Origin of the sequence: Mycobacterium sp. KBS0706, assembly GCF_005938675.2 — a bacterium.
Classification (GTDB): domain Bacteria; phylum Pseudomonadota; class Alphaproteobacteria; order DSM-16000; family Inquilinaceae; genus Inquilinus.
The window spans coordinates 23,971-47,834 of the sequence record NZ_VCCH02000052.1 but is presented as its reverse complement, the minus strand read 5'-3'; the positions used below and the strand labels follow the sequence as shown (position 1 = coordinate 47,834).

The 23,864-nt window shown below is 67.6% G+C and carries 22 protein-coding genes; 13 read left to right on the top strand and 9 right to left on the bottom strand.

The genetic code is table 11. From position 1 onward, the window contains the following. Window positions 1-90: 90 nt before the first annotated feature. The 8 genes from FFK22_RS25275 (at window position 91) to FFK22_RS25240 (ending at window position 8,044) form a co-directional block, all read left to right on the top strand. Window positions 91-1,491, top strand: coding sequence for a selenium-binding protein SBP56-related protein (locus tag FFK22_RS25275; RefSeq protein ID WP_138890199.1), 1,401 nt, complete (start codon window positions 91-93; stop codon window positions 1,489-1,491). Between the two features lie 3 nt (window positions 1,492-1,494). Then, window positions 1,495-2,148, top strand: a complete 654-nt coding sequence (locus FFK22_RS25270; RefSeq protein WP_138890200.1) for a hypothetical protein — start codon at window positions 1,495-1,497, stop codon at window positions 2,146-2,148. Between the two features lie 206 nt (window positions 2,149-2,354). Continuing rightward, window positions 2,355-3,623, top strand: coding sequence for a multidrug effflux MFS transporter (locus FFK22_RS25265; RefSeq protein ID WP_221938840.1), 1,269 nt, complete (start codon window positions 2,355-2,357; stop codon window positions 3,621-3,623). Window positions 3,624-3,638: 15 nt separating this feature from the next. Beyond that, window positions 3,639-4,313, top strand: coding sequence for an HAD family hydrolase (locus FFK22_RS25260; protein ID WP_138890201.1), 675 nt, complete (start codon window positions 3,639-3,641; stop codon window positions 4,311-4,313). A 291-nt stretch (window positions 4,314-4,604) separates the two neighbouring features. Further along, a complete protein-coding gene (locus FFK22_RS25255; protein ID WP_306770164.1) occupies window positions 4,605-5,519 on the top strand; it encodes a metal ABC transporter substrate-binding protein in 915 nt (304 codons plus the stop codon). Continuing rightward, a complete protein-coding gene (locus FFK22_RS25250; protein WP_138890202.1) occupies window positions 5,506-6,312 on the top strand; it encodes a metal ABC transporter ATP-binding protein in 807 nt (268 codons plus the stop codon). The genes FFK22_RS25255 and FFK22_RS25250 overlap by 14 nt, the downstream gene beginning before the upstream one ends. Beyond that, entirely contained in the window at window positions 6,309-7,166 is an 858-nt protein-coding gene (locus tag FFK22_RS25245) for a metal ABC transporter permease (protein WP_138890203.1), read from the top strand. Before FFK22_RS25250 ends, FFK22_RS25245 begins: the two co-directional genes overlap by 4 nt. Then, window positions 7,163-8,044 (top strand): metal ABC transporter permease, encoded by an 882-nt coding sequence (locus tag FFK22_RS25240; protein ID WP_306770163.1) that lies wholly within the window; start codon window positions 7,163-7,165, stop codon window positions 8,042-8,044. The genes FFK22_RS25245 and FFK22_RS25240 overlap by 4 nt, the downstream gene beginning before the upstream one ends. A gap of 124 nt (window positions 8,045-8,168) precedes the next feature. Here the strand turns inward: FFK22_RS25240 and FFK22_RS25235 are convergent, their stop codons facing one another. After that, window positions 8,169-8,381, bottom strand: coding sequence for a hypothetical protein (locus FFK22_RS25235; protein WP_138890204.1), 213 nt, complete (start codon window positions 8,379-8,381; stop codon window positions 8,169-8,171). A gap of 263 nt (window positions 8,382-8,644) precedes the next feature. Between FFK22_RS25235 and FFK22_RS25230 the strand changes: the two genes are divergently transcribed. Beyond that, complete coding sequence (locus tag FFK22_RS25230) at window positions 8,645-9,577, top strand: AEC family transporter (RefSeq protein WP_138890205.1); 933 nt, start codon at window positions 8,645-8,647, stop codon at window positions 9,575-9,577. A 15-nt stretch (window positions 9,578-9,592) separates the two neighbouring features. Here FFK22_RS25230 and FFK22_RS25225 read toward each other — a convergent pair whose 3' ends face one another. The 4 genes from FFK22_RS25225 to FFK22_RS25210 form a co-directional block, all read right to left on the bottom strand. After that, on the bottom strand, window positions 9,593-9,946 hold the full coding sequence (locus tag FFK22_RS25225) for a hypothetical protein (protein WP_138890206.1): 354 nt from the start codon (window positions 9,944-9,946) through the stop codon (window positions 9,593-9,595). A gap of 99 nt (window positions 9,947-10,045) precedes the next feature. Then, the gene (locus FFK22_RS25220) at window positions 10,046-10,984 is read right to left on the bottom strand and encodes a phosphotransferase family protein (RefSeq protein WP_138890207.1); all 939 of its coding nucleotides are present in this window, start codon (window positions 10,982-10,984) and stop codon (window positions 10,046-10,048) included. A 5-nt stretch (window positions 10,985-10,989) separates the two neighbouring features. After that, on the bottom strand, window positions 10,990-11,580 hold the full coding sequence (locus tag FFK22_RS25215; RefSeq protein WP_138890208.1) for a hypothetical protein: 591 nt from the start codon (window positions 11,578-11,580) through the stop codon (window positions 10,990-10,992). Between the two features lie 97 nt (window positions 11,581-11,677). Next, complete coding sequence (locus tag FFK22_RS25210) at window positions 11,678-12,340, bottom strand: hypothetical protein (protein ID WP_221938839.1); 663 nt, start codon at window positions 12,338-12,340, stop codon at window positions 11,678-11,680. A gap of 486 nt (window positions 12,341-12,826) precedes the next feature. Between FFK22_RS25210 and FFK22_RS25205 the strand changes: the two genes are divergently transcribed. The 4 genes from FFK22_RS25205 (at window position 12,827) to FFK22_RS25190 (ending at window position 16,558) form a co-directional block, all read left to right on the top strand. Next, on the top strand, window positions 12,827-13,576 hold the full coding sequence (locus tag FFK22_RS25205) for a metallophosphoesterase (protein ID WP_138890209.1): 750 nt from the start codon (window positions 12,827-12,829) through the stop codon (window positions 13,574-13,576). Window positions 13,577-14,168: 592 nt separating this feature from the next. Next, complete coding sequence (locus FFK22_RS25200) at window positions 14,169-14,954, top strand: SIR2 family protein (RefSeq protein ID WP_138890210.1); 786 nt, start codon at window positions 14,169-14,171, stop codon at window positions 14,952-14,954. Then, window positions 14,945-15,421: a hypothetical protein gene (locus FFK22_RS25195; protein ID WP_138890211.1), complete on the top strand. Its 477-nt coding sequence runs from the start codon at window positions 14,945-14,947 to the stop codon at window positions 15,419-15,421. Before FFK22_RS25200 ends, FFK22_RS25195 begins: the two co-directional genes overlap by 10 nt. After that, entirely contained in the window at window positions 15,422-16,558 is a 1,137-nt protein-coding gene (locus FFK22_RS25190; RefSeq protein ID WP_306770165.1) for a protein kinase, read from the top strand. It begins immediately after the preceding gene. A 40-nt stretch (window positions 16,559-16,598) separates the two neighbouring features. Here FFK22_RS25190 and glgX read toward each other — a convergent pair whose 3' ends face one another. From glgX to treZ, 4 genes are all read right to left on the bottom strand, one after another. Then, window positions 16,599-18,731 carry a glycogen debranching protein GlgX gene (gene glgX, locus FFK22_RS25185; RefSeq protein ID WP_138890213.1) on the bottom strand — a complete coding sequence of 711 codons (2,133 nt, stop codon included), beginning with the start codon at window positions 18,729-18,731 and terminating at the stop codon, window positions 16,599-16,601. 242 nt (window positions 18,732-18,973) lie between these two features. Next, window positions 18,974-19,495, bottom strand: a complete 522-nt coding sequence (locus FFK22_RS25180; RefSeq protein WP_138890214.1) for a hypothetical protein — start codon at window positions 19,493-19,495, stop codon at window positions 18,974-18,976. A gap of 1 nt (window position 19,496) precedes the next feature. Next, window positions 19,497-22,001 carry a malto-oligosyltrehalose synthase gene (gene treY / locus FFK22_RS25175; protein WP_138890215.1) on the bottom strand — a complete coding sequence of 835 codons (2,505 nt, stop codon included), beginning with the start codon at window positions 21,999-22,001 and terminating at the stop codon, window positions 19,497-19,499. Continuing rightward, the gene (gene treZ / locus FFK22_RS25170; RefSeq protein ID WP_221938838.1) at window positions 21,998-23,836 is read right to left on the bottom strand and encodes a malto-oligosyltrehalose trehalohydrolase; all 1,839 of its coding nucleotides are present in this window, start codon (window positions 23,834-23,836) and stop codon (window positions 21,998-22,000) included. Before treZ ends, treY begins: the two co-directional genes overlap by 4 nt. Window positions 23,837-23,864 lie beyond the last annotated feature (28 nt).

The following is a 23,864-nucleotide window of genomic DNA, read 5'->3' as shown; positions in this document are numbered from 1 at the left end:
GTGTGGTAGGCTCGCTTCGTTCGGAAAGGGTGCCGAACCCGTGATGACGAGAGGCCGTTGCGCCTCGACGCTGAGAGGGAGAGACAGCCCATGGCCATGAGGCCCGACCCGACCTTCCACGCCTCGCCGAAGCTGGCGATGGAAGCTCCGCCCGAAGATTTCGCCTACACGCTGCTGCTCAGCCCGGACTTCTCACAGCCCGACGCGCTGGCGGTGATCGACGTCAAGCCCGGATCGCCTAGCTACAGCCGCATCGTCCACACGGTGACGATGCCGGAGAAGGGCGACGAGTTCCACCATTTCGGCTGGAACGCCTGCTCCTCAGCCCTGTCGCCGCTGACCGGGCATGCCTTCCTGGAGCGGCGCTACCTGATCATCCCCGGCATCCGATCCTCCCGGATCTATGTCGTGGACACCAGGCCGGACCCGACCCAGGCCAAGATCCACAAGGTCATCGAGCCGGAGGAGGTGTTCCGGAAGACCGGATATTCCCGGCCGCACACCGTGCATTGCGGCCCGGACGGCATCTATGTCTCGACCCTCGGCGGCGGCGGCAAGGACGGCACCGACGGCCCGCCCGGCATCTTCATCATGGATTGCGAGAGCTTCGAGGTGATGGGCCGCTGGGAGATCGACCGCGGGCCGCAGGAGCTGCATTACGATTTCTGGTGGAACCTGCCGCGCGACTACATGGTCTCCAGCGAATGGGGGCTGCCGCCGCAATTCGAGAACGGCATTGTGCCGGAAGACCTGCTGGCCAACAAATACGGCCACCGGGTGCATTTCTGGGACCTGCGGGCCCGGCGCAACGTCCAGACCATCGATCTCGGCGCCAACCACCAGATGGCGCTGGAGATCCGGCCGGCGCATGACCCGGCGAAGGAATACGGCTTCCTCGGCGTCGTGGTCGACACCACCAACCTTGAGGGGTCAATCTGGACCTGGTGGCGCGAGGATGGCCGGTTCCACATCGAGAAGACCGCGACGATCCCGCCCGAGCCAGCGGAGGCCGACCGGCTGCCGCCGCTGCTGAAGGGCTTCGGCGCGGTGCCGCCGCTGGTCACCGACATCGACCTGTCGATGGACGACCGCTTCCTCTACGTCTCCTGCTGGGGCACCGGCGAGATGCGGCAATACGATGTCAGCGACCCGCGCAAGCCGAAGCTGTCCGGCTCGGTCCATATCGGCGGCATCGCCCGGCGCACGGCCCATCCGAACGGCAAGGCCTATACCGGCGGGCCGCAGATGGTCGAGATCAGCCGCGACGGCCGCCGGGTGTACTGGACCAACTCGCTGTACTCGACCTGGGACGACCAGTTCTATCCGGACGGCGTGCCCGGCGCCCAGGTGATGGCGCAGGCCGGGCCGGATGGCGGGCTGGAGCTGGCCAAGGACTACTGGGTCGAGTTCCCGGACGGCTACCGGGCGCATCAGGTCCGGCTGCAGGGCGGCGACTGCTCGACCGACAGCTTCTGCTACCCGTCGGCCTGAGCGATGCCGGAGGCGGCCGGCCTGTGGCTCGCGGTGGTGGCGAGCGGCCTCTATCACGGGGTGAACCCGGGGATGGGCTGGCCGCTCGCCGTTTCCGCCGGGCTGATGGAGCGCAGCCCGCGCGCCTTGGTGGCGGCGCTGGGGCCGCTCACCATCGGCCATCTGCTGGCGATGGCGGTGGTGATCCTGCCCTTCGCCCTGCTGGTGACGCTGGTGGCCTGGCAGCAGCCGATCCGGATCGGCGCCAGCCTGCTGGTGATCGGCTTCGGCGTGTTCCGCCTGGTAAACCGGCGCCATCCGCGGGCGCTGGCGCGGATCCGGCCGGCCCAGCTGGGGCTGTGGTCCTTCGCCGTGGCGACGGCGCATGGCGCCGGGCTGATGCTGGTGCCGATCTATCTCGGCCTCTGCCGCGCGGCCGGCACCGACCAGGCGGCGGGGGCGCTGATCGGCGGCAGCCTCGGCATGGGCGTGCTGGTCGCGGCCGTGCATTCCGTGGCCATGGTCGCGGCCGGCGGAGCCTTCGCCTGGCTGGTCTATCGCGTTCTCGGCCTCAAGGCGGTGGCGCGCAGCTGGTTCAACCTCGACATCGTCTGGGCCGGCAGCCTGATCCTGGTCGGCGGCCTGTCGCTGGCACTGGCGCTGGGCGGCGGGATGTAGCCGGACGCTCGGACCAAATGTGAAGACCCGCCCTGCGGGCGCGCAGCAGCCTTGCACGACAAGCCCTTGCCCGGATTGCGGTCCTGGCCGAAGCTCATCCTGTTTCTCAATCATCCCCGCGGGGGCGGGCAGCGCTCGACCGGCACCACCGCCCAGGCGGCATGGCGCGGGCCGTGCCGTGCCGCGTTTAGGCGAGACCGATCGCGATGTCGTTCGTCAGCAGGATCACCGGCACCGCGTCCGGCCGCGCCATGCCGGCGCCGGGCTTCGTCGAGTTCGTCGGCCTGATCGCCTTCATGATGGCGCTGATCTCGCTGTCGATCGACAACCTGCTGCCGGCCTTCGGCGCCATCCAGGCCGATCTCGGCATCGCCGACGCCAATTCGCTGCAATATGTGCTGACCGCCTATATGGCCGGCTTCGGCGTGATGCAGCTGGTCTACGGCCCGGTCTCCGACGTCATCGGGCGGCGGCCGACGCTGATGATCGGGCTGACCATCTACACCTTCGGCAGCATCCTGGCGATCGTCGCCCATGGCTTCGAATGGCTGCTGATCGCCCGGGTGGTGCAGGGCATGGGCGCCGCCGCGGCGCGCGTCCTGACCGTCACCATCGTCCGCGACCGCTACTCCGGCCGCGAGATGGCGCGGGTGATGTCGCTGACCATGATGGTGTTCATCATCGTGCCGATCCTCGCCCCGGCGATCGGCCAGGGTTTCCTGTTCCTCGGCGGCTGGCACGCGATCTTCGCCAGCATGCTGGTGCTGGCCCTGGTGCAGATCGTCTGGTTCAACCTGCGCATGCCCGAGACGCTGCATCCGGAATACCGCAAGCGGTTCTCGCCGTCGCAGATCGCCGGCGCCGCGCGGCGCTGCGTCACCACCCGGGTGTCGATCGGTTACGCCACCGCCATGGGGCTGATGATGGGCGCGCTGATGTCCTATCTCGGCTCGTCCCAGGCGATCTTCGAGACCGATGTCTACGCGCTGGGCACCTATTTCCCGATGGCCTTCGGGCTGATCGCGATGGTGATGGGCTTCGCCTCCTTCCTCAACTCGCGGCTGGTGCGCCGGCTGGGCATGCGGCGCCTGTCGCACACCGGCATCCTCGGCTTCGTCGCCGTCGGCGCGCTGCAGGTGATCTTCGCCCACGTCTTCGGCGGCAAGCCGCCGCTGTTCCTGTTCGGCGTGGTGCTGGCCGCCAACATGTTCCTGTTCAGCCTGACCGTGCCGAACTTCAACGCCATGGCGATGGAGCCGCTGGGCGACGTCGCCGGCACCGCCTCCTCGGTGTTCGGCAGCTACACCACCATCGTCAGCGCGATCCTCGGCGCCTTCGTCGGCCAGGCCTTCGACGGCACGGTGGTGCCGCTGGCCTTCGGCTATTTCGGCCTCGGCCTGCTGGCGCTCTTGATCGTGCTGTGGACCGAGCGCGGCCGGCTGTTCGTGCCGCACCATCCCGACCCCGTCCGCTGAACCCAGGAGAGTCCGATGCGCCAGCAGACCTCGTTCCTGTTCGACCTCGACGGCACGCTGGTCGACAGCGTCTATCACCACGTCATGGCCTGGCGCGAGGCGCTGGACGCCGAGGGCATCGAGCTGTCGGTGTGGCGCATCCACCGCAAGATCGGCATGAGCGGCGGGCTGTTCACCAACATGCTGCTGCGCGAGACCGGCCTCGACATCAGCGACGAGCGGGTGGAGCGGCTGCGCCGCCGCCATGCCGAGGCCTATAACCGTCACCCGGAGCAGAGCGTGCCGCTGCCCGGCGCGCGCGAGCTGCTGGCCTGGCTGACCGAGGCCGGCATCCCCTGGGCCATCGCCACCAGCGGCCGGATGGAGACGGCCCGGCCCGTGCTGGAGAATCTCGGCGTCGATTTCGACAAGGTGCCGGTCGTCACCCGCGACCTGGTGAAATACGCCAAGCCCGACCCCGACCTGTTCCTGGCCGCGGCGGAGAAGCTGGGCGTGCCGATCGAGCGCGCCCATGTCGTCGGCGACAGCGTCTGGGACATGCTGGCGGCGCAGCGGGCGCGGGCGCTGGGCATCGGCTTCCTGTCCGGCGGCTACGGCCAGGACGAGCTGGAGCGCGCCGGCGCCTACCGGGTTTTCGAGGACCCTGCGGATATGCTGCTGCACATCGACGAGGTCGGCGGCCGCCGCTGAGACTGCCTGATACTGCACCTGTCGCGGCCGTCTGATGGCGGCCTCTCCGCTTCCGGTGCTCACGGACCCAAACGTCCGCTGCGCTCCGGTTCTCGATGCCACCACCAGCCGACCCACGACAGCGCCGGATCAAAGCCGGCCGCCGGTGGTTTGGCTTGTTTTCACCTCGTGCCCAGGCATCAAGAAGAAGCTCATGATTCTCTCTTAAGCCTGAATCTCAAAATTTAGCTTGAGCTACATTTGAATCGATGCGAGGGATTCGCATCGGATGGCGAAGCGATGGAGAGGCTCATGGCGCGGTCGGGGATTCGGAGCATGCTGGCGGCGGTGCTGGCACTGGCGGGCGTGCTGACGGCCGGGAGCGCCTGGGCGGACGGGGCGCGGCCGAAGCGCATCGTCACCACCTTCACCATCCTGCAGGACATGGCGCAGCAGGTGGCCGGCGACGCGGCGATCGTCGAATCGATCACCAAGCCGGGGGCGGAGATCCACGACTACGACCCGACGCCACTGGACGTGGTCAAGGCGCAGGACGCCGACCTGGTGCTGTGGAACGGCCTGGGCCTCGAGCGCTGGTTCGAGAAGTTCTTCCAGGGCGTCAAGGACGTGCCGAGCGTGGTGGTGACCGACGGCATCCAGCCGGTCTCGATCACCGAGGGCCCCTACACCGACAAGCCGAACCCGCACAGCTGGATGTCGCCGGCAAACGCCGTGATCTACGTGGAGAACATCCGCAAGGCGCTGGTCGCGCTCGACCCCGCCAACACCGCCACCTACGACCGCAACGCCGCCGCCTATACCGCCGAGCTGAAGGCGCTGGACGCGCCGATCCGCGAGGCGCTGGCCAGGATCCCGGCCGACCAGCGGATGCTGGTCAGCTGCGAGGGCGCCTTTTCCTACCTGGCCCGCGACTACGGGCTGAAGGAGGGTTACCTCTGGGCCGTCAACGCCGATGAGGAGGGCACGCCGCAGCAGATCCGCAAGGTGATCGACACGGTGCGCCGCGACCACGTGCCGGTGGCGTTCTGCGAGAGCACGGTCAACGACAAGGCGATGCGGCAGGTGGCGCAGGAGACCGGCACCCGCTTCGGCGGCACCCTCTATGTCGACAGCCTGACCACCGAGGACGGTCCGGCGCCGACCTATCTCGCCATGCTTCGGTACAACGCCAAGGTGATCCAGGACGGCTTCAATGTCGGCCAATAACGCTTTGGCCACCGAGGCGCCCTCGATCGCGGTCTCCGGCATCACCGTCCGCTATCGCGCCGGCAATGTCGCCCTCAGCGACGTGTCGCTGACGCTCGACCGACCCAGCATCTGCGGCCTGATCGGCATGAACGGCAGCGGCAAGTCGACCCTGTTCAAGGCGATCATGGGCTTCGTCGCGCCGGCCGCCGGCTCGGTCGCGATCTGCGGCCGGCCGGTGGCCTGGGCGCAGAAGGCCCAGATCGTCGCCTATGTGCCGCAGACCGAGGAGGTGGATTGGAGCTTCCCGGTCTCGGTCCGCGACGTGGTGATGATGGGGCGGCAGGGGCGGATGGGCGTCCTGCGCATCCCGTCGGCCGCCGACCGCGCGGCAGTGGCGGCCAGCCTGGAGCGGGTGGGGATGCAGGATTTCGCCGGCCGCCAGATCGGCGAGCTGTCCGGCGGCCAGCGCAAGCGGGTGTTCCTGGCCCGGGCGCTGGCGCAGGAGGCGCGGATCATCCTGCTGGACGAGCCCTTCACCGGCGTCGACGTCAAGACCGAGCGGGCGATCACCGGCATCCTGTCCGGGCTGCGCGACGCCGGCCACCTGATCCTGGTGTCGACCCACAACCTGGCCAGCGTGCCGGAATTCTGCGACCAGGCGGCGCTGATCCATCGCAGCCTGGTCGCCTTCGGCCCGGTCGCGGAGGTGTTCACCGCCGACACCCTGGCCCGCACCTTCGGCGGCGCGCTGCACCAGCTGCCCTTCGGCCTGACCGATCTGGCGGAGCCGCGACGGCGGGCGGCGGGATGACCGCGCCGCTCGACTTGCTGGCCGAGCCTTTCGGCTACCAGTTCATGGTCAAGGCCATCCTCGGCGGCGGCGCGGTCGGGGCGGTCTGCGCCGTCCTGTCGTGCTTCGTCACGCTGAAGGGCTGGTCGCTGCTGGGCGACGCGCTGTCGCACGCCGTGGTGCCGGGCGTCGCCATCGCCTATCTGGCCGGCGCGCCCTTCCTGCTCGGCGCCGCGCTGTCCGGCCTGTTCGCGGTGCTCGGCATCGGCGCGATCGAGCGCGCCACCCGGCTGCGCGGCGACGCGGTGATCGGCGTCGTCTTCACCGCCTTCTTCGCCCTCGGCCTGCTGCTGATCTCGCTGTATCCCAGCAACCTGCGGCTGACCACGATCCTGTTCGGCAACCTGCTGGGCATCGCCGACGCCGATCTGTGGCAGCTTTTCGCCGTCGGCGCCGGCTGTCTCCTGGTGGTGGCGGCGAAGTGGAAGGACCTGCTGCTGTACTGCTTCGACGCCCAGCATGCCCGCGCCATCGGCCTGCCGAGCGGGCGGCTGCACCTGCTGCTGCTCGGCCTCCTGTCGCTGACCGCGGTGGCGGCGCTGCAGGCGGTCGGCGCGCTGCTGGTCGTCGCCATGCTGATCACGCCCGGCGCCACCGCCCATCTGCTGACCGACCGCTTCCCGCGCATGCTGGTCCTGGCCGCGGCGATGGGAGCGGTGACGGCGATGGCCGGCGCCTATGCCAGCTATTTCCTCGACGGGTCGACCGGCGGGCTGATCGTGCTGGCCCAGACCGGCCTGTTCCTGCTGGCGCTGGCCCTGGCGCCGAAGCACGGGCTGCTGCGGCGGGCCAAGGTCGAGGAGGCGGTGCCGTGACCGCCCTCCAATCCCTGCTCGAGGCCGCGGCCGAGCCGCTGCGGCACGGCTTCATGGTCGAGGCGATGCTGGTCGCCGCTTTCGTCGGCACGGTCTGCGCCGTGCTGTCCTGCTTCGTCGTGCTGAAGGGCTGGGCCCTGGTCGGCGACGCGGTCTCGCACGCCGTGCTGCCCGGCATCATCCTGGCCTATGTCGCCGGGCTGCCGATGTCGCTCGGCGCGGTCGCCAGCGGCATGGCCTGCGTGCTGTCGGCCGGGGCGATCGAGGCACGCTGCCGGGTCAAGAGCGACGCCGTGCTCGGCATCGCCTTCACCGGCTTCCTGGCGCTCGGCATGGTGCTGCTGGTGGCGACGCCGAGCGACATCCACTTCATGCATGTGCTGTTCGGCAACCTGCTGGGCATCGAGCCGGCGGACATGATCCAGACCCTGGCGGTCGGGTCGGTCACGCTCGCCGCGGTGCTGGTGCTGCGCCGCGACCTGATCCTGTTCTGCTTCGACCCCGGCCAGGCCCGGGTGACCGGGATCTCGCCGCGGCGGCTGGAGCTGATCCTGCTGCTCTTGGTGGCCGCCACCATCGTCGCGGCGCTGCAGGCGGTCGGCGTGGTGCTGGTGATGGCGATGCTGGTGACGCCGGGCTGCATCGGCCTCCTGCTGGCCGACCGCTTCGGCCGGGTGATGGCGGCGGCGGTCGGGTCCGCGGTGCTGTCCAGCGTCCTCGGCACCCTGCTCAGCTTCTGGCTCGACGGCGCCACCGGCCCGTCGATCGTCGTGGTCCAGGCGCTGCTGTTCGCCCTGGCCTTCCTGTTCGCCCCGAAGAACGGGCTGCTGCGGCGCGTCCGCACTTCGCCGGCCGACCCCGGGCAGTTGCAGGCCTGATCGGCCGAAGCCGCAAAAAAAGAGGGGGCCGGGTTGCGGGTCGGCCCCCAAGGCTGCGGTGCAGTACCCTGCCCAGGCCTGTGATCCGTCGAGGAGCGATCTCGACGTCACACTGAGATTTGGATCAGCTTCCGGGCCTCGTGGAGGGGGTGTGCTCGGCGAAGGAGCCGCCTTTTTTGCCGCCTGATTTGGCGATGGCCTCGGACGTCAGGCTCGTCGACAACAAGATCGTCATCGCAGGCGGTGTAATCACCGCAAACCGTCCGCATTTCGACATGAAGTCACGCCGATTTTGTTTTGAACTGTCCGGATCGTGGGATTCGGGGAGTTCGTTCATGTTTGCCGTTCCCTATACAACGACTTTGCGTAGCATCCTATCCGTGGCGAGCATCTCCACCAAGAGAGCCTTTCCGGCGCGTCCGAATCCCTCGTTCATCGCATGCCCATTCTCCGGAGGGCTGGACATGGCTCCTAGGAGATAAGTCGGAGGGCGTAGGGCGGTCGTCGGCGACCACCAACATGTGCCACCCGCGACACCGCCCGGCGCGATATGCTGCGCCGTGGGTGCGCACCGCGGCCCGATCGGGGGAGCAGATCCGGATGGACGTCGCCAACCTGGTTCTTCCCGTGTTCGCGATCATCGTCACCGGCTGGCTGGCCGGTTGGTCCGGCTATGTCTCGCGGTCGCTGGCCGACGGGCTGGTGCATTTCGCCTACAACGTCGCGATGCCGGCGCTGCTGGTCGTCACCATCGCGCAGGAGCCGGCGCGCAACCTGCTGCAAGGACGCTTCCTGCTGGCGTTCGGCGGCGGCTCCGCCCTGTGCTTCGCACTGGTGTTCCTGGCGGTCCGCGCCGCGTGGGGGCGCGGCCTCGCCAGCAGCACGATCCACGGCATGGCCGCGGCGATGACCAACACCGGCTTCGTGGCGCTGCCGATCCTGCATTCGATCTACGGCCAGCCCGCCGTCCTGCCAGCCGCCATCGCCACGGTGTTCGTGGCGGGGGTGATGTTCCCGGCGGCCGTGATCCTGCTGGAAAGCGGCGGGCGGGGCGGGCAGGGGGTGCGCCCGGCGGCCCTGGCGCGGCAGATCCTGCTCAACCCGATGGTGCTGTCCACCCTGCTCGGCCTGGCCGGGGCGGTCGCGGGCCTGCCGATCCCGGCCCCGGTCGCGGCCTATCTGACCATCTTCGCGGACGCGCTGACGCCCTGCGCGCTGTTCGCCATCGGGCTCGGCCTGTCGGTCGCGGGGCTGCGCGCGAACCTGCGGGCGTCGCTCATCCTCGCGGCCGTGAAGCTGGTGGTCATGCCGCTGATCGTCTACGGCCTGTGCCTGGCGACGGGCTTGAACCCGCTCTACACCATCGCCGCCGTGGTCTGCGCCGCCGTGCCGACCGCGAAGACGGTCTATATCCTGGCCGGCGAGTACAAGGTCGAGGAGCCGCTGGTCGCCGCCACGGTCTCGATCACGACGCTGCTGTCGGTCCCGACGCTGCTGATCTGGCTGACCGCCTTGCCGGGATCGGCGACGTGACCGGATCCGGCGGCGTCAGGGCGCGATCAGCCACTGGCCGTCGGTGTTCTTGCAGACGTTGAAGGCGTAGGGCGTCTGCCGGCCGGCGCGGCTGATCTGGAGCTTGATCTCGGCGCAGGGATAGCCGTCGCTCTCGAACAGGCGCGCCAGGGTGGTCTCGCCCGTCACGCCGTTCGAGGCGGTCCAGCCGTCGGACGTCCCGACTTTCTGCTGGGCGAGCAGGCGCCCCACTGAGCCGCGCACCGTGGCCATGTCCTCGGCCGTCAGCTTGGCGCCGCTGCGGGTGAGCATGAACAGGAGCTGGGCTTGGGCCGGCATGGCCAATGTGGCGGTGAGGGCGGCGGCAATGGCGCAGAGACGGAACGACATCGACGATCTCCCATCCAATATTCGGCGCAGCGACGGCGCTTCCAGCGGGGGCGGCCGGCTATGCGAGGCACGATAACGCGCCTGGAGCGGGAGTGTCGCTCATAAACGCGCCGGTGCGGCGGCCGCCGGTCCGGAGGTCGGCGATGCTTCTGCCGCCAATGCGCGGGCGGTAAAGGCGCGGTGCCTTTCCCGCAGGCGGTGCTCGACCTCCGGCTCCAGGCCCCAGCCGGGCAGGCCGGCGATCGGGCGCAGCGCCGCCCATAGATCCCAGAGGGGCAGGGCGGCCGTGTCGATCGCGGAGATGGCGAGATAGTGGCGGGTGAGGGCGGCCATGGCGTTTTCGCCGAGAGCGATGAACAGCTCCAGCCGGGCATTGGCCAGGTCGGCCAGCGGGTCGCCGATGGCGGCGTCCTCCCAGTCGACCATCGCCTGCAGCCGGCCGCCGCGCCACAGCAGGTTGCCGGGCCAGACATCGCCATGCAGCAGCACCGGCGGGTTGCGGCGGGGCGGGGGCCAGGAGGCGGCCAGGGCGGTGCGCAGGCGGGATTCGGCCAAGCTCTCATCCAGCTCGGGCCTCGGCTGGGCGATCAGCGCCGCCGCCTGCTCTTCCTGCAGCGGCAGGAACGGCACCTCGGACGCCGGCACGCGGTGGATCGCGGCCAGCGCCCCGGCCAGCTGGCGCATATGGTCGTCGAGGTCGGCCGGCACGTCCTCGGTGTCGCCGTCGACGAAGCTCTGCAGCAGGAAGGGCGTGGGCAGGATCGTGCCGCTCTCGTCCAGATACAGCGGCAGGGGCGCGGGCACGCCGGCCGCCTGCAGCAGCTGCAGCAGCCGAAACTCATGCGCCGCGATGTCCGGGTCGCGCGCCAGGTCGGCGGCGCCGTGCCGGCGCAGCACCAGGGTCTCGGCCCGTCCGTCCGGATGCACGACCTCCAGCGCCGTCACCTCGGCCGAGACACCGCCGGCCAGGGGGCGCGCGGCGCGCAGGCGGGCGCCGGGAAGGACGTGCTGCAGCAGCCGCGCGAGGGGACCCTCCATCCCGCCTACCGGCCCAGCGCGATGGCCGAGCCGGTGAAGGGCACCACGAGGTAGAAGCCCGCCGGCGTCGGCAGGATCGGCGCGCCCGCGGCGGTGCCGAACTGGGTGACGCCGCGGCCGAGATGCTCGGCGACGTCGTGGCGGCTGCCGGCGAAGTCGAAGGGCCGGCTGTCGACCAGGCGGGCGGAGAACACGTTGGTGCCGACCAGCGCAGTCGATTTCGAGCCGTCGGGCTGGGTGACCGTGGTGCCGACCACCAGGCTGGCGCGGCGGAAGGTGGCGATGCAGTCGCCCCGGGCGAAGGAGGCCGGGTCGTCGAAGGTCCCTTCCGGCCGGCGCTGCAGGTAGATCGAGAACTCGCCGACCGGATCAATCCCGAGCTGCAGCCCGCCATTGCCAACGCCATGCGCCTGGAACGGGCGGGCGGCGAAGGTGAAATGGGCGGTCGTCTCACCGCGCTTGCCGTCGAACAGCGGCACGTCGAGGAAGGGCAGGTGCAGGAAATAGCCGTAATCCGCCACCGGGCCGTCCTGCTCGGCCTGGTAGAAGCGGCCGGTGACGTACCAGGCGAGCTCGGCGGGAAGCAGGGCGGTCATACGGCGGTCCTTCGTCGGGGGACGGGGATCATGGCGTCGGAGACCTCGTGCTTACCGGATGTCCCGCTTGCGGTCCACGACCGCCCCGCCCCCGGCATCATCCGGCTGCCGGGCTGCCGGCCAACTCGATCCCCGCCGACGTCAGTTCCTGGTCGGGACCGACGCGGTGCAGCCGTCCTGCGGCGACGAGCGCGTCGACGAAGCACCGCTCGGCCGAGAACGGGTGGCAATCCGAGCCCTGGTGGGAGAATCCGGCGAGAGCCACGGCATGATCCGGAAACCACTGCAGGGCCGCGGCGATCACGACCGCGCCGCTGCTCGGCACGATATAGGGGGGCGGGTCGAAGGCGGCGAGCTGCGCGTCGACATGCTCGTGGATCGACCGGGCGAGGATCCGGTGCAGCTTGCCGGTGTCGGCGGCGAAGGCGGCGAACCCGTCGGTGTGGTCGTCGCAGAAATCGTGCAGGTCGGGACGGCGTGCCGACAGCGGGCCGCGCATCTCGGCGAATTTCTGCGGATCGCGGACGGACCAGATCTCGGAGGCAACGCGGATTGCGGGATGCCGGCGCCAGGATTGGCTGGACAGCATGGCCGGGCCCGGCCTGCCGGTGTTGCAGACCGCGACCACATCGGTGCGGCCTCGCGCTTCCGGGAAGGAGCGGCAGTCGTTGAAGCGGATGACATAGGCCGCCGTGGCAATTCTTGCGGCGGCGTGGGCGCCGACCGGCCCGTTGCCGACGATCATGACGGTCTGTTGCAACGCGGGCCCTCCCGATCTGGCGAGAGCCGTCTGCGCGCCCCGCCGCCGTGCAGCCGCTTGGCGTAGGCGTCGACCACCCGCGATCTCCGGATCGGCATCTGCGTTCAGGACAGTTCTTCTGCAAAATGCCAAGTCGGAGCGGCGGGTAGCAGCAAAGTCATTCCGATTCGACAGTTAGTCAAAGAATTTATTTTTATGAAAAACAGGTATTTTCAATACTAAAACACGATATCAATTTAGAAATTCAGATGATGAAAAGAGGTTTGATTTTACCTAAAATCGCAGAGCCGATCTGGGAGCTGAATTCAGCGAGAGATGCGGCAGTGAAGAAGGCGGCCCATGGCGACATGGGGCATGGCCTCGGTCATGGGCTGGTCGTGTCAAAGCTGATCGATACCATGCGCCGGGGCGGGGGCGCGCTATGATGCCGGAACGGGTGCCGGGTCTCGATGGCGCCGATCGATCCTTCGATCCCCTGGGGGAGCCATGCCGGACCGGATCGTTGTCCTCGCCGATATTCACGGCGTCCTGCCCGCCCTCGACGCAGTGCTGGCCGAGCCCGAGGTGGCGGGCGCCGAGCGCATCGTCATCCTCGGCGACGCGGCGGCGGGGCCGCATCCCTGCGAGGTGCTCGACCGGCTGCTCGCCCTCGGCGACCGCGCCGCCTGGATTCGCGGCAATGCCGACCGCGAGCTGGTCGAATACCGGCGCGGCAAGCCGGCGGCGACCCCCGGATTGATCGGGGCCTGGGCCGCCGGGCAGCTGAGCGACCGCCACCTCGATTGGCTGTCGCGGCTGCCGCTCTCGCTGTCCCTGCCGGTCGCCGGCCTCGGCCGCGTGCATTTCTGCCACGCCACCCCGCGCCGCGACGACGAGATGGTCCTGGTCGACTCCGGCTTCGACCGCTGGGCGGAGGTCTTCGACGGGCTGGGCGCCGAGGTCGGGACGGTGGTGTGCGGCCACACCCATATGCCGTTCCTGCGCCTGGTGAACGGCCGCCTGGTGGTCAATCCCGGCAGCATCGGCATGCCCTATGGCCGGCCGGGCGCGCATTGGGCCCTGCTCGACCGCGGCGTGCACCTCCGGCGCACGAATCTCGACCTCGACGCGGCCTGCGCCGCGACGGTGGCGCGGTCCGGTTACCCGGACGTCGCCGCCTGGGCCGATTGCTACGTCCGGGCCAGGGTGGGCGATCGGGAGGCGGTGGAGACGTTCCGGCCGAAAGTGGAGGCGTAGTCAGGATTGCTGGGCGTTATCGGGCGGCCAAGGTGAAGTGGGCGGTGCCTTCGCCGCGCGGCCGGGGATCAGCGGCACGTCGAGGAAGGGCAGGTGCAGGAAATAGCCGTAATCCGCCACCGGGCCGTCCGGCTCGGCCTGTTAGAAGCGGCCGGTGACATACCAGACGAGCTCGGCGGGGAGGAGGGTGGGTATGGGGGTGATCCTTGGCGAGGCGCAAAATCTGGGAATTATAACTCGAACGTGGTGGGAGATCCCGAGGAGCGTCTGTGCACGACTATGATTGTGCCGGCACTCTCATGTCCCCGACAATCCAAGGCGCGGGACCGGTGCTGACTCAAGATGCTGTCCAGTGGTTTGAGAAGCCGCTTGGCGCTAGTCCAATATGGAGTTACAGATTCGTGACCTCATAAGCGAGGCGTGAGATTCTTTAGCCGAAGGGTGGTGCGAAGCTAAAATATGATGAAGGGAGTATGGTGGTCAAGAATAGACAGGATTCTAGGTTTGGATTCAACCTGAATGGAAGAGAGGTCTTCGTTGCCGTGATGTTAAAATAAATATGTATAAACGTTTGATAATCTGAGGTGATAGGATGTTCAAATTATCTCAACGAACATATCAGAGACTGCGTACAGAACATGCAGAACGTCGTCGACCCATCGCTTTCTGGATAGGAGCAGGCTTTAGTGCTCCCGCTGGATTGCCTACATGGCAAAAACTCAAAGATGATCTTATTGGTGAGGCTCTCGACTCATTATCCGGTCTCGAAAAAGACGAAACTGAACTGAAAGAAAGAAAACTTGAAGAAATAAAATTAAACCAAAACTATTGGAGTTCCTTTGAAACCATCAAGAACATCATTGGTAGAACAAATTTTGTTGCCAGTATAAGAGAAAAAATAGGCGATGTCGAGAAAATACAAATACCAGAACTGTATAACGATGTATGGAGATTGCCGGGAGTTGGAGCGGTTTTGACGTTGAACCTAGATGGATTTGTCGATGGATCCCATAGAATTATTAGACCACAAGAACGACCGGCGAGTTTTAGTGGAAGAGACGCTCCCTCCTATGCACACGTTGTAGGCGCAAGAAGGCCGTTTATAGCAAATCTTCATGGCATAATTGATGATCAAACGTCTTGGATTTTTACTCAGTCGGATGTCGAAAAATTGTTTTCAAGCGAGTCATATAGAAATTTTCTTAGCATAGTATTTGGAAATATGACTGTAGTATTTGCTGGTATATCCGCGGAGGATGGTGCTGCCGGAGGCACTTTAGCTCGCCTACTGAGCTGGGGCTGGATCTCGGAGCGCACTATTGGATTACAGATCGATCTGGTGCTGGGGAGTGGGCCGACAAAGCTGGCGTGCAGATAATCAGCTACACTCCTATTAAAGAGGGGCAAGAATCTCTTCGTCATATCCCTCCATTGCGTGAGTTATTTGGAGATATAATAAATTTCACCTCTCACGACACCCCTGCTGCGACCATTGTTCCAGATGTTGATAGGGTTGAGAGTTTGCCGAGCTCTCGAGAGCTTCGAATGCTTGATGACGACGATCTTAGAAAAAAGTTATCTGGATTTGCGAAAAAGATACTGGAAGAAACCTCTTCTAATACTTCTGATCCATCTTACATGAGTTTTCTTTCTACCTATTCATCCAATGTGCACCAAGCCTGGCATATTACGCCGGATGAGCCACAAAACATATTCTACGGATACAGGGTTGTTGGAAAAGTCCATGGATCACCTTTTTCCACTATATGGGAGCTTTCGGACAATGAGGGTAGAAAACTCGCACTAAAAATTCTACTTATAGAGAATCTTAAATCTGGCCCATAGATTGAGAGTTTCCGCCGAGGGGTTCAGTCTCTGCATTATCTGACAAATGCTGACGTTCCCGGAACGGCCCATCTCGTAGAAGCATTTGAGATACCTACTTCGATGATCATGGAGTATGTTGAGGGCGCAAGTTTAAATGACGTAGTTCCTGCATCAATGCTGGAGCCGTGGCCGGGTCTCATTTATGTTATGTCGAATGTTTGTAGTCATTTGATATATAGTCACAATCTGCCGCAAGGTGTAATGCATCGAGACGTACGGCCATCTAGCATCATGATTCCCAATATATTTTCATATTTGGAAGAAAATATTTTAAATCATACAGATCGATTTGAAGTTATTCTTTTGAATTATGATATGTCTTGGCATGCAAACGCGAAAGGACAGTCGATATCTGGAAACATAGAGGAAGCGGGATACTACGCCCCGGAGCAATTAAAGGGAGATGGAGATGCGGCTAGGACGACATTGGTGGATTCTTACGGCGTTGGAATGTCACTGTTCTATGCGTTTGCACGCGTCCCACCGCCAACAGGAGGTAGCGCGGCAAAAGAATGGGAAGAAATGTTGGAGACCAAGATACGGAATGAACCCGGCTTGCAGTGGCGATCTCTTCCGGAACGTCTTAGGCGGTTGATTCGGCAAGCCACGTGTCCGAATCAAAAGGATCGTTTAAATATGACACAGATAAAGGCAGAGCTGGATCTTCTGGCTGCAGCTGTTGAGGGGGCCTATGAAAAGCTACCGGTCGATTATTGGGCTGAGGAGATCCTTAGTCGTTCTGAAGAATACAAATACGAGGTTGCGATAAATGGATATGAATTTTCCAGATCTGCTAAACTTGGTCGGGTTGTTTCTGTCGTAGGAGATATAAAATCCAATTCGGTTTCGGTCGTATTTAAAAACCAAGCGACCGGAATTGAAAATAGAACGGGAATAGACAAATTGTGGTCAGCAAAACTCAAAAGCGCAAAAGACATATTGGCTTCTCATGGATGGGAGCCAGAAGATGATAGTAGATATAGAAGCATGGAGATTCTACTCAAAGCAAGTATTTCGGTTACAGATATAAGGAAAAATCTGGACAAAGTTGTTTCTGGTCTGAAAAAAGGACTGAATCAGGTGAAATTAGACTGAGAGCTACAATTTCTTTGCCGAATGACGAGGGTGCTTTTCCTCACACCCCCGTCTGCGCCGACAGCAGCACCACCGCCCGGCCCTGCAGCGCAAAAGTCTTCCCCGCCGGCAGATGCCCCTTCGGCGCCGCCTCCGGCTCGGCCGTGTCGATCAGCGCGGTCCAGAAGGCGCCGTCCGGGACCTCCGGCAGCAGGAAGGGCACCGGCTCGTGGTGGGCGTTCAGCAGGAGCAGCAGCGTCGCCTCGGAGCCGCGGCGGCGGATGCCGGTCGGCTGGGCGCGGCCGTCGATCAGCATGCCCAGGCAGCGGGTCTGCGGGTTGGTCCAGTCGCCGTTCTCCATCTCCTGCCCGTCCGGGCGCAGCCAGGCCACGTCCTTGACGTCCAGCTCCTCGTTGTAGAGGCCGGTCAGGAAGCGGGTGCGGCGCAGCACCGGGAAGCGCTGGCGCAGCCCGATCAGCCGGCGGGTGAACTGGGTCAGCCGGCGGCCGTCCTCGCCGATCGCCGCCCAATCCACCCAGCCGATCTCGTTGTCCTGGCAATAGGCGTTGTTGTTGCCCCGCTGGGTGCGGCCGAACTCGTCGCCGCCCAGCACCATCGGCGTGCCCTGGGACAAGAGCAGCGTGGCCAGCAGGTTGCGCTTCTGCCGCTCGCGCAGGGCGCGGATGGCCGGGTCGTCGGTCGGGCCCTCGGCGCCGTGGTTCCAGGACAGGTTGTCGGAATGGCCGTCGCGGTTGTCCTCGCCATTCGCCTCATTGTGCCGGTCGTTGTAGGAGACGAGGTCGTTCAGCGTGAAGCCGTCATGGGCGGTGACGAAGTTGACGCTGGCCCAGGGCCGGCGGCCGCGGCGGTTGAACAGGTCGCCCGAGGCGGCGAGGCGGGAGGCGAGGTCGGCCACCTTGCCCTCGTCGCCCTTCCAGAAGGCGCGGGCGGTGTTGCGGAAGCGGTCGTTCCACTCGGCCCAGCCGGGCGGGAAGCCGCCGACCTGGTAGCCGCCGGGGCCGAGGTCCCAGGGCTCGGCGACCAGCGTCACGCTTTCCAGCACCGGGTCCTGGCGGCAGCTGTCGAGGAAGCCGCCGCCCTCGTCGAAGCCGTGCGCCTCGCGGCCGAGGATGGTGGCGAGGTCGAAGCGGAAGCCGTCGACCCCCATCTCGGTGACCCAGTAGCGCAGGCTGTCGGTCACCATCTGCAGCACCCGCTGGTGGCTGAGATTCAGCGTGTTGCCGGTGCCGGTGTCGTTGATGTAGTAGCGCTTGTCCTCCGCCAGCCGGTAGTAGTTGGCGTTGTCGATGCCCTTGAGCGAGAGGGTGGGGCCGCGCTCATTGCCCTCGGCCGTGTGGTTGTAGACGACGTCGAGGATGACCTCGAGCCCGGCATCGTGCAGCCGCGCCACCATCTCCTTGAACTCGGCGGTCTCGCCGGTGGCGGAATAGGCGGGGTGCGGCGCGAAGAAGCCGATGGTGTTGTAGCCCCAGAAGTTGCTCAGGCCCCGCTCCAGCAGGTGCCGGTCCTGGACGAAGGCGTGCACCGGCATCAGCTCGACCGTGGTGGCGCCGAGGCTCTTCAGATGGCCGACCACCTCGGGGTGGCCGAGCCCGGCGAAGGTGCCGCGCTGGCGCCGCGGCACCGCCGGGTGGCGCATGGTGTAGCCGCGGACATGCAGCTCGTAGACCACGCTGCGGTCCCAGCCGATGGCCGGAGGGCGCGAGCGGCCCCAGGTGAAGGCGGGATCCACCACCCGGCATTTCGGCATGAAGGGGGCGCTGTCGCGGCTGTCGAAAGACAGGTCCTCCTCCGGCGCGCCGATGGTGTAGCCGAACAGCGCGTCGTCCCAGCTCAGCTGCCCGACCAGCCGCTTGGCATAGGGGTCGAGCAGCAGCTTGTTCGGGTTGAAGCGGTGGCCGGCGGCCGGCTCGTAGGGGCCGTGCACGCGATAGCCGTAGATCGTGCCGGGGCGGGCGTCGGGCAGGTAGCCGTGCCAGACCTCGTCGGTGTATTCCGGCAGCTCGACCCGGGCGAGCTCGCGCTTGCCCTCGTCGTCGAACAGGCACAGCTCGACCTTGGTGGCGTTGGCCGAGAACAGGGCGAAGTTCACACCCAGCCCGTCCCAGGTGGCGCCGAGCGGGAAGGGCTGACCCTCCAGCACCCGGATGGCCGCCGGCCTTACCCGCTTCATCCGTTCTTTCCCCTCCGGCCGGCTCTGTCTTCGCCCGCCTCTCTGCAAGGCACCGTCCGCACTCCCCCTCACCCTCCCGCCGCCTTCGGCGTCGGGCCCCCCCTCTCCCCGAGGAGAGGGAATTCACCTCTCCTCGGGGAGAGGTCGAAATCGCGTCAGCGATTTCGGGTGAGGGGGTGGCTCCGGCCCATCCGTAACGTCGCGGTTATCGGCTTGTTCCTCAGGTTCGGCCCCGCCGCCCCTCACAGCGCCTCGCGCCAGCGGGCCCGCCACAGCCGGTAATCCGCCCCGTATTCGCACGCCGGGCTGGTCTCGTTGCCGAAGCGGTCGCGGAAGGGGTTGAGCACGCGGTGGCCGCGCCAGTCGAACACGTCGGTGGCCGCCGAGGGTCCCAACGCCTCGGCCAGCGCATCGTTCCGCAGGCCGCGCAACAGGGCGAAGGCGTCGACCGGGCGCAGGCCGAGCCATTCGTCGAGATCGGTCGGGTACAGGCACAGCCGGCGCCGCTTGCGCCAATGGCCGAGCACGTCCCAGACCACCGGCGCTGTCTCCTCGTCATCCTCCGGCGGGTGGGCGACGGCGCGGATGTCGACGCGCTCGGCGAAGCAGCCGGTCAGCTCGATCCGCTCCGGGCCGGTGGCGGCGACCCTCAGGCCCAGCCGCTCGAAATGCTCGCGCTGCGGCTCGTCGGGGGCGGCGGGGGTGCGGGGCAGCGGCAGGCCGGGCCCGCCCTGCGCGGCGGGGTTCGAGATCAGGCGAAGCATCCTATTCACCATCGCGACCTCCAAGTCGATGCAGGAACACCGGCAGCCGGCCGAAGACGGGGCCGAGATCGGCCCGGCTGTCCCCATTCCCTCGCTCTCCACCCCCACCATCGATTGCATCCGGCAGCGCCAGGGCCGTGCCGTCGAAGCCGGTCAGGCCGAGCGCCCCGTTCAGCTGGCCGGCCACCAGCCGCGGCACGGCGACGACCAGGTGCCGGTCGTCCAGCGACCGGCGCCACGCCACGACATGTGCCGCCGCCGGGCCCTGCACCGGCACCGGCGCGTAATCGCCGCGGGCGAACAGCGCCGGGTCGTCGCGGCGCAGGCGCAGCAGCCGCGCCGCCAGCCAGTGCTTGATCCGCCCGTCCGGCCAGGCCGCGGCCAGCTCCGCCGGATCGGCCTCGGCGATGTCGTCAAGCTGCCGCGCCAGCCGGTCCCACTCGACCGGGCGGCGGTTGTCCGGGTCGACCAGCGACAGGTCCCATTCCTCGGTGCCCTGGTACAGGTCGGGCACGCCGGGCAGGGTCATCTGCAGCGCCAGCTGGGCCAGGCCGTTGACGGCGCCGATGCGGGCGACGCGCTCGGCGAAGGGCGCGATTGCGGCCGGGAAGGGACCGGCCGGGTCCAGGGCGGCGCGGACGAAGCGCTCCAGCCCGGCCTCATAGGCCTGGTCCGGGTCGGTCCAGCTGGTCTCGTCCTTGCCCTCGCGCGCCGCCTTCAGCAGGTAGGCCGCGATCCGGTCGGCATAATCCTTGTCCGGGCCGCCGGCGGGCCAGGTGCCCAGCACGGTCTGGGTGAACAGGTGCTCGTGCCGGCGGCTCGGCACCGGGCGATCGGCGGTGCCGCCGCGATGCGGCGCCAGCAGGGCCGACCAGGCGGTGAGGCCGGACTGCCATTCCGGCGCCAGCTCGGTCAGCGCCGCGAGGCGGGCGCGGACATCGGCGCCGCGCTTGTGGTCATGGGTCGACAGCGCCGACAGGGCATCCGGCGCGTCGCGCCGACGGCGGGCGAAGACGGCGTGGACATCGTCCGGCTCGAGGCCGAAGCGCTCGGGCCAGCCGCCGACCTCGTTCAGCGAGGCGAGGGGCAGGTGGCGGTAGAAGGCCGCGTCCTCCACCGCCTTGGCCGCGACCGCGCCGGTCAGCTGCTGGAAGCGCTGCAGCACCAACGCGGCCTCGTCGCCCGGGATCCGACCGGTCAGGAGCGTCGCCACGAAATCCAGCGCCGGCCCGGGCGTGGCGTCGCGGGCCCGGGCGATCGCGGCGTCGAGGCCGAAGGTCGGGCCGTCGCGATAGCCGCGATAGGCGGACAGCTGCTCGATCACCGCGGCCAGGGCCTGGCGCAGCGCGGCGCGGGTCAGGTCGCGGTTCTCCCAGCCGGCATAGGCCAGCCGGTCGATGGCGTCGACCAGCGCCTCGAAGGGCGCGGCCAGGCTGCCCTCGATCACGGCGCGGCGGCAGCTTCGGATGGTGGCGGTCATGCTGCCCTGGTCGCCGGTGAAGCGGGCATGGGCGGCGCGGATCGGGCCGGCGGCGGCCGGATCGACCTGCAGCGCATGGATCGCGTTGGCGACCTCATAGCCGGTGGTGCCCTCGACCGGCCAGGCGGCGGGCAGGTCCTCGCCCTCGGCCAGGATCTTCTCGACCCAGAGGATGAAGGGCCCGGGCCGGACGGCGTCGACCGCCTGGCGCAGCCGGGCCAGATAGCCGGCCGGGTCGGCCAGCCCGTCGATATGGTCGATGCGCAGGCCCTGGACCTGGCCGGCGGCGATGGCGGCGAGGATGCGGCCATGGGTGGCGTCGAACACCGCCGGGTCCTCGACCCGCACCGCCACCAGGTCGTCGATGTCGAAGAAGCGGCGGTAGTTGATCTCGGCCGCCGCCACCCGCCAATGGGCCAGGCGGTAATGCTGCCGCTCCAGCACCGCATGCAGCGCGTCCGGCCCCAGGCTCTCGTCGATCGCCTCCACCGTGCCGGCGGCGACCGGCAGGGTGTGGCCGGGGATGGCGATGACGGGGCGGCCGGTGGCGGGATCGCGGGTCAGCCGGATGTCGCCGGCGCGCAGCGCCTCGCCATAGCGCCTGCCGAGGATCGGCAGCAGCACCCGGCCGGGATTGCCCGGCGCGTCCCAGTCGATGTCGAACACGGCGGCGCGCGGGCTGGCCCGGCCGTGCTCCAGCACGTCGCGCCACCAGGGATTGTCCAGGCTGGCCGCCATGTGGTTCGGCACGATGTCGAGGATCAGGCCCAGGCCGTGGGAGCGCAGCGCCGCGGCGAAGCGCTCGAAGCCGGCCTCGCCGCCGCGCTCCGGGTCGATCCGGGTCGGGTCGATGACGTCGTAGCCATGGGCCGAGCCCGGCCGGGCGGCCAGCAGCGGCGAGGCGTAGACATGGCTGATGCCGAGCCGGGCGAGATAGGGCAGGGCGGCGCAAGCGTCGTCCAGCGTGAAGCCGGCATGGAGCTGCAGCCGGGCGGTGGCGCGGGGCGGGTCGGCGACCATGGTCATGCCGGCGGCTCCAGCGCCGCGATCGTGCCCCAGCCCTTCACGCCTTCGGCCAAGGCGGCGGCGAGGCCGGAGGCGCTCTCGAACAGGATCTCGCCGGCCGGCACCTCCCAGGCTGGCCCTTTGTCAGGCGCCAGATGGGCGACGATGCGCAGCCAGCCGCCGCCCTTCAGCATCCAGGCGACGTCCAGCATCCGGCCGCGGCTGCGGTCGATGCCGGGGCCGATCCCGCGCGGCGCCAGCAGCGGCACCACCCGCCGCTGCCGGATGTCGAGCAGCCGCCGCACCAGATCGAGCCGGCGGGCGGCCTCGCTGTCGTCAGGCTGCTGCAGCACCGCAGACTCGTAGGTGGCGGGGTCGAGCGCGTCGGGCAGGGTCGCGTCGGCGAAGCTTGCGAACTGGGCGAACTCCTCGCGCCGGCCGCGACGCACCGCATCGGCCAGCTCGCCCTCGAAGTCGCAGAAGAACGGGAAGGGCTGGCGGCTGCCCCATTCCTCGCCCATGAACAGCATCGGGATCTGCGGCGCCAGCAGCAGCACCGCGGTCATCGCCTCGACCGCCGCCGGCTCGGCCAGGGCGGTCAGCCGGTCACCGAGGGCGCGGTTGCCGATCTGATCGTGGTTCTGCAGGAAGTTGACGAAGGCGGTCGGCGGCAGATGGGCGCTGGGCTGGCCGCGCGGGGCACGGCGCCGCTCCGACCAGTCGCCCTGGTAGACGAAGCCTTCGGCCAGGGCCCGGCCCAGCCGCGGCACCGGGGCGTCGGCATAGTCGGCGTAGTAGCCGTCATCCTCGCCGGTCAAAGCGACATGGGCGGCGTGGTGGACATCGTCGTTCCACTGCGCCTCGTAGCATCCCGCGGGGCAGGGCGTGCCGCGCAGCCGCCGCGCCTCGTTGCGGTCGTTCTCCAGCACCAGATGGATGTGGCGGTCGGGGAAGGTGGCGCGCACGGCGCCGGCGATCTCGGTCAGGATGTCGGGCCGGCTGTCGTCCCGGATCGCGTGCACGGCGTCGAGGCGCAGCCCGTCGAAGCGGAACTCCTCCAGCCAATACAGGGCGTTGTGGCGGAAGAAGGCGCGCACCTGCGGCCGGCGGAAGTCGATCGCCGGACCCCAGGGCGTGGGCCGGTCCGCGTCGAAGAAGGACTTCGCATAGAGCGGCAGGAAGTTCCCGGCCGGGCCGAAATGGTTGTAGACGACGTCCAGCAGCACCATCAGCCCGCGCCGATGCGCGGCGTCGACCAGGCGCTTGAGGTCGTCCGGCGTGCCGTAGATCGAGGCCGGGGCGAAGGGCAGCACCCCGTCATAGCCCCAGCCGCGCGCGCCGGGGAAATCGGCGACCGGCATCAGCTCGATGGCGGTGACGCCGAGCTTGGCGAGGTGGTCGAGCCGCCGTTCCACCGCGGCGAAGCCGCCCGGCCGGCCGATGGCGCCGCAATGCAGCTCATAGACCACCGCCTCGTGCCAGGGGCGGCCGCGCCAGTCGGTTTCCTGCCAGTCATAGGCGTTCGGATCCGTGACCAGGGACGGGCCGAAGGGGCCGCCGTCCTGGGCCCGTGACGCCGGGTCCGGCACCGCGGTGCCGTCGGCCAGGCGGTAGCGATAGGGCGTGCCCGCCGGCGCGCCCGCCACGATGCGGCCGAACCAGCCGTCGTCCAGGCGCTCCAGGGGCAGGGGCGCGCCGTCCTGGCCGAGCAGCAGGGTCACGGCCTCGGCATCCGGCGCCCACAGGCGGAAGCGGGTGCCGCCATCCGGGCGCAGCTCGGCGCCGAAGGGCATGGCATGGGTGGTGCGTTCCGGCTGCAGCGCCGGCGCGGCGCGGGCGGCGGCCGGCGGGGTCATCGCCGGCCCTCCGGCCGCAAGACCTGCA

Coding starts and splice junctions, on each gene's coding strand:
- FFK22_RS25275 (WP_138890199.1), top strand. CDS start 91: ATGGCCATGAGGCCCGACCCGACCTTCCACGCCTCGCCGAAGCTGGCG.
- FFK22_RS25270 (WP_138890200.1), top strand. CDS start 1,495: ATGCCGGAGGCGGCCGGCCTGTGGCTCGCGGTGGTGGCGAGCGGCCTC.
- FFK22_RS25265 (WP_221938840.1), top strand. CDS start 2,355: ATGTCGTTCGTCAGCAGGATCACCGGCACCGCGTCCGGCCGCGCCATG.
- FFK22_RS25260 (WP_138890201.1), top strand. CDS start 3,639: ATGCGCCAGCAGACCTCGTTCCTGTTCGACCTCGACGGCACGCTGGTC.
- FFK22_RS25255 (WP_306770164.1), top strand. CDS start 4,605: ATGGCGCGGTCGGGGATTCGGAGCATGCTGGCGGCGGTGCTGGCACTG.
- FFK22_RS25250 (WP_138890202.1), top strand. CDS start 5,506: ATGTCGGCCAATAACGCTTTGGCCACCGAGGCGCCCTCGATCGCGGTC.
- FFK22_RS25245 (WP_138890203.1), top strand. CDS start 6,309: ATGACCGCGCCGCTCGACTTGCTGGCCGAGCCTTTCGGCTACCAGTTC.
- FFK22_RS25235 (WP_138890204.1), bottom strand. CDS start 8,381: ATGAACGAACTCCCCGAATCCCACGATCCGGACAGTTCAAAACAAAAT.
- FFK22_RS25230 (WP_138890205.1), top strand. CDS start 8,645: ATGGACGTCGCCAACCTGGTTCTTCCCGTGTTCGCGATCATCGTCACC.
- FFK22_RS25225 (WP_138890206.1), bottom strand. CDS start 9,946: ATGTCGTTCCGTCTCTGCGCCATTGCCGCCGCCCTCACCGCCACATTG.
- FFK22_RS25220 (WP_138890207.1), bottom strand. CDS start 10,984: ATGGAGGGTCCCCTCGCGCGGCTGCTGCAGCACGTCCTTCCCGGCGCC.
- FFK22_RS25215 (WP_138890208.1), bottom strand. CDS start 11,580: ATGACCGCCCTGCTTCCCGCCGAGCTCGCCTGGTACGTCACCGGCCGC.
- FFK22_RS25205 (WP_138890209.1), top strand. CDS start 12,827: ATGCCGGACCGGATCGTTGTCCTCGCCGATATTCACGGCGTCCTGCCC.
- FFK22_RS25200 (WP_138890210.1), top strand. CDS start 14,169: ATGTTCAAATTATCTCAACGAACATATCAGAGACTGCGTACAGAACAT.
- glgX (WP_138890213.1), bottom strand. CDS start 18,731: ATGAAGCGGGTAAGGCCGGCGGCCATCCGGGTGCTGGAGGGTCAGCCC.
- FFK22_RS25180 (WP_138890214.1), bottom strand. CDS start 19,495: ATGCTTCGCCTGATCTCGAACCCCGCCGCGCAGGGCGGGCCCGGCCTG.
- treY (WP_138890215.1), bottom strand. CDS start 22,001: ATGACCATGGTCGCCGACCCGCCCCGCGCCACCGCCCGGCTGCAGCTC.
- treZ (WP_221938838.1), bottom strand. CDS start 23,836: ATGACCCCGCCGGCCGCCGCCCGCGCCGCGCCGGCGCTGCAGCCGGAA.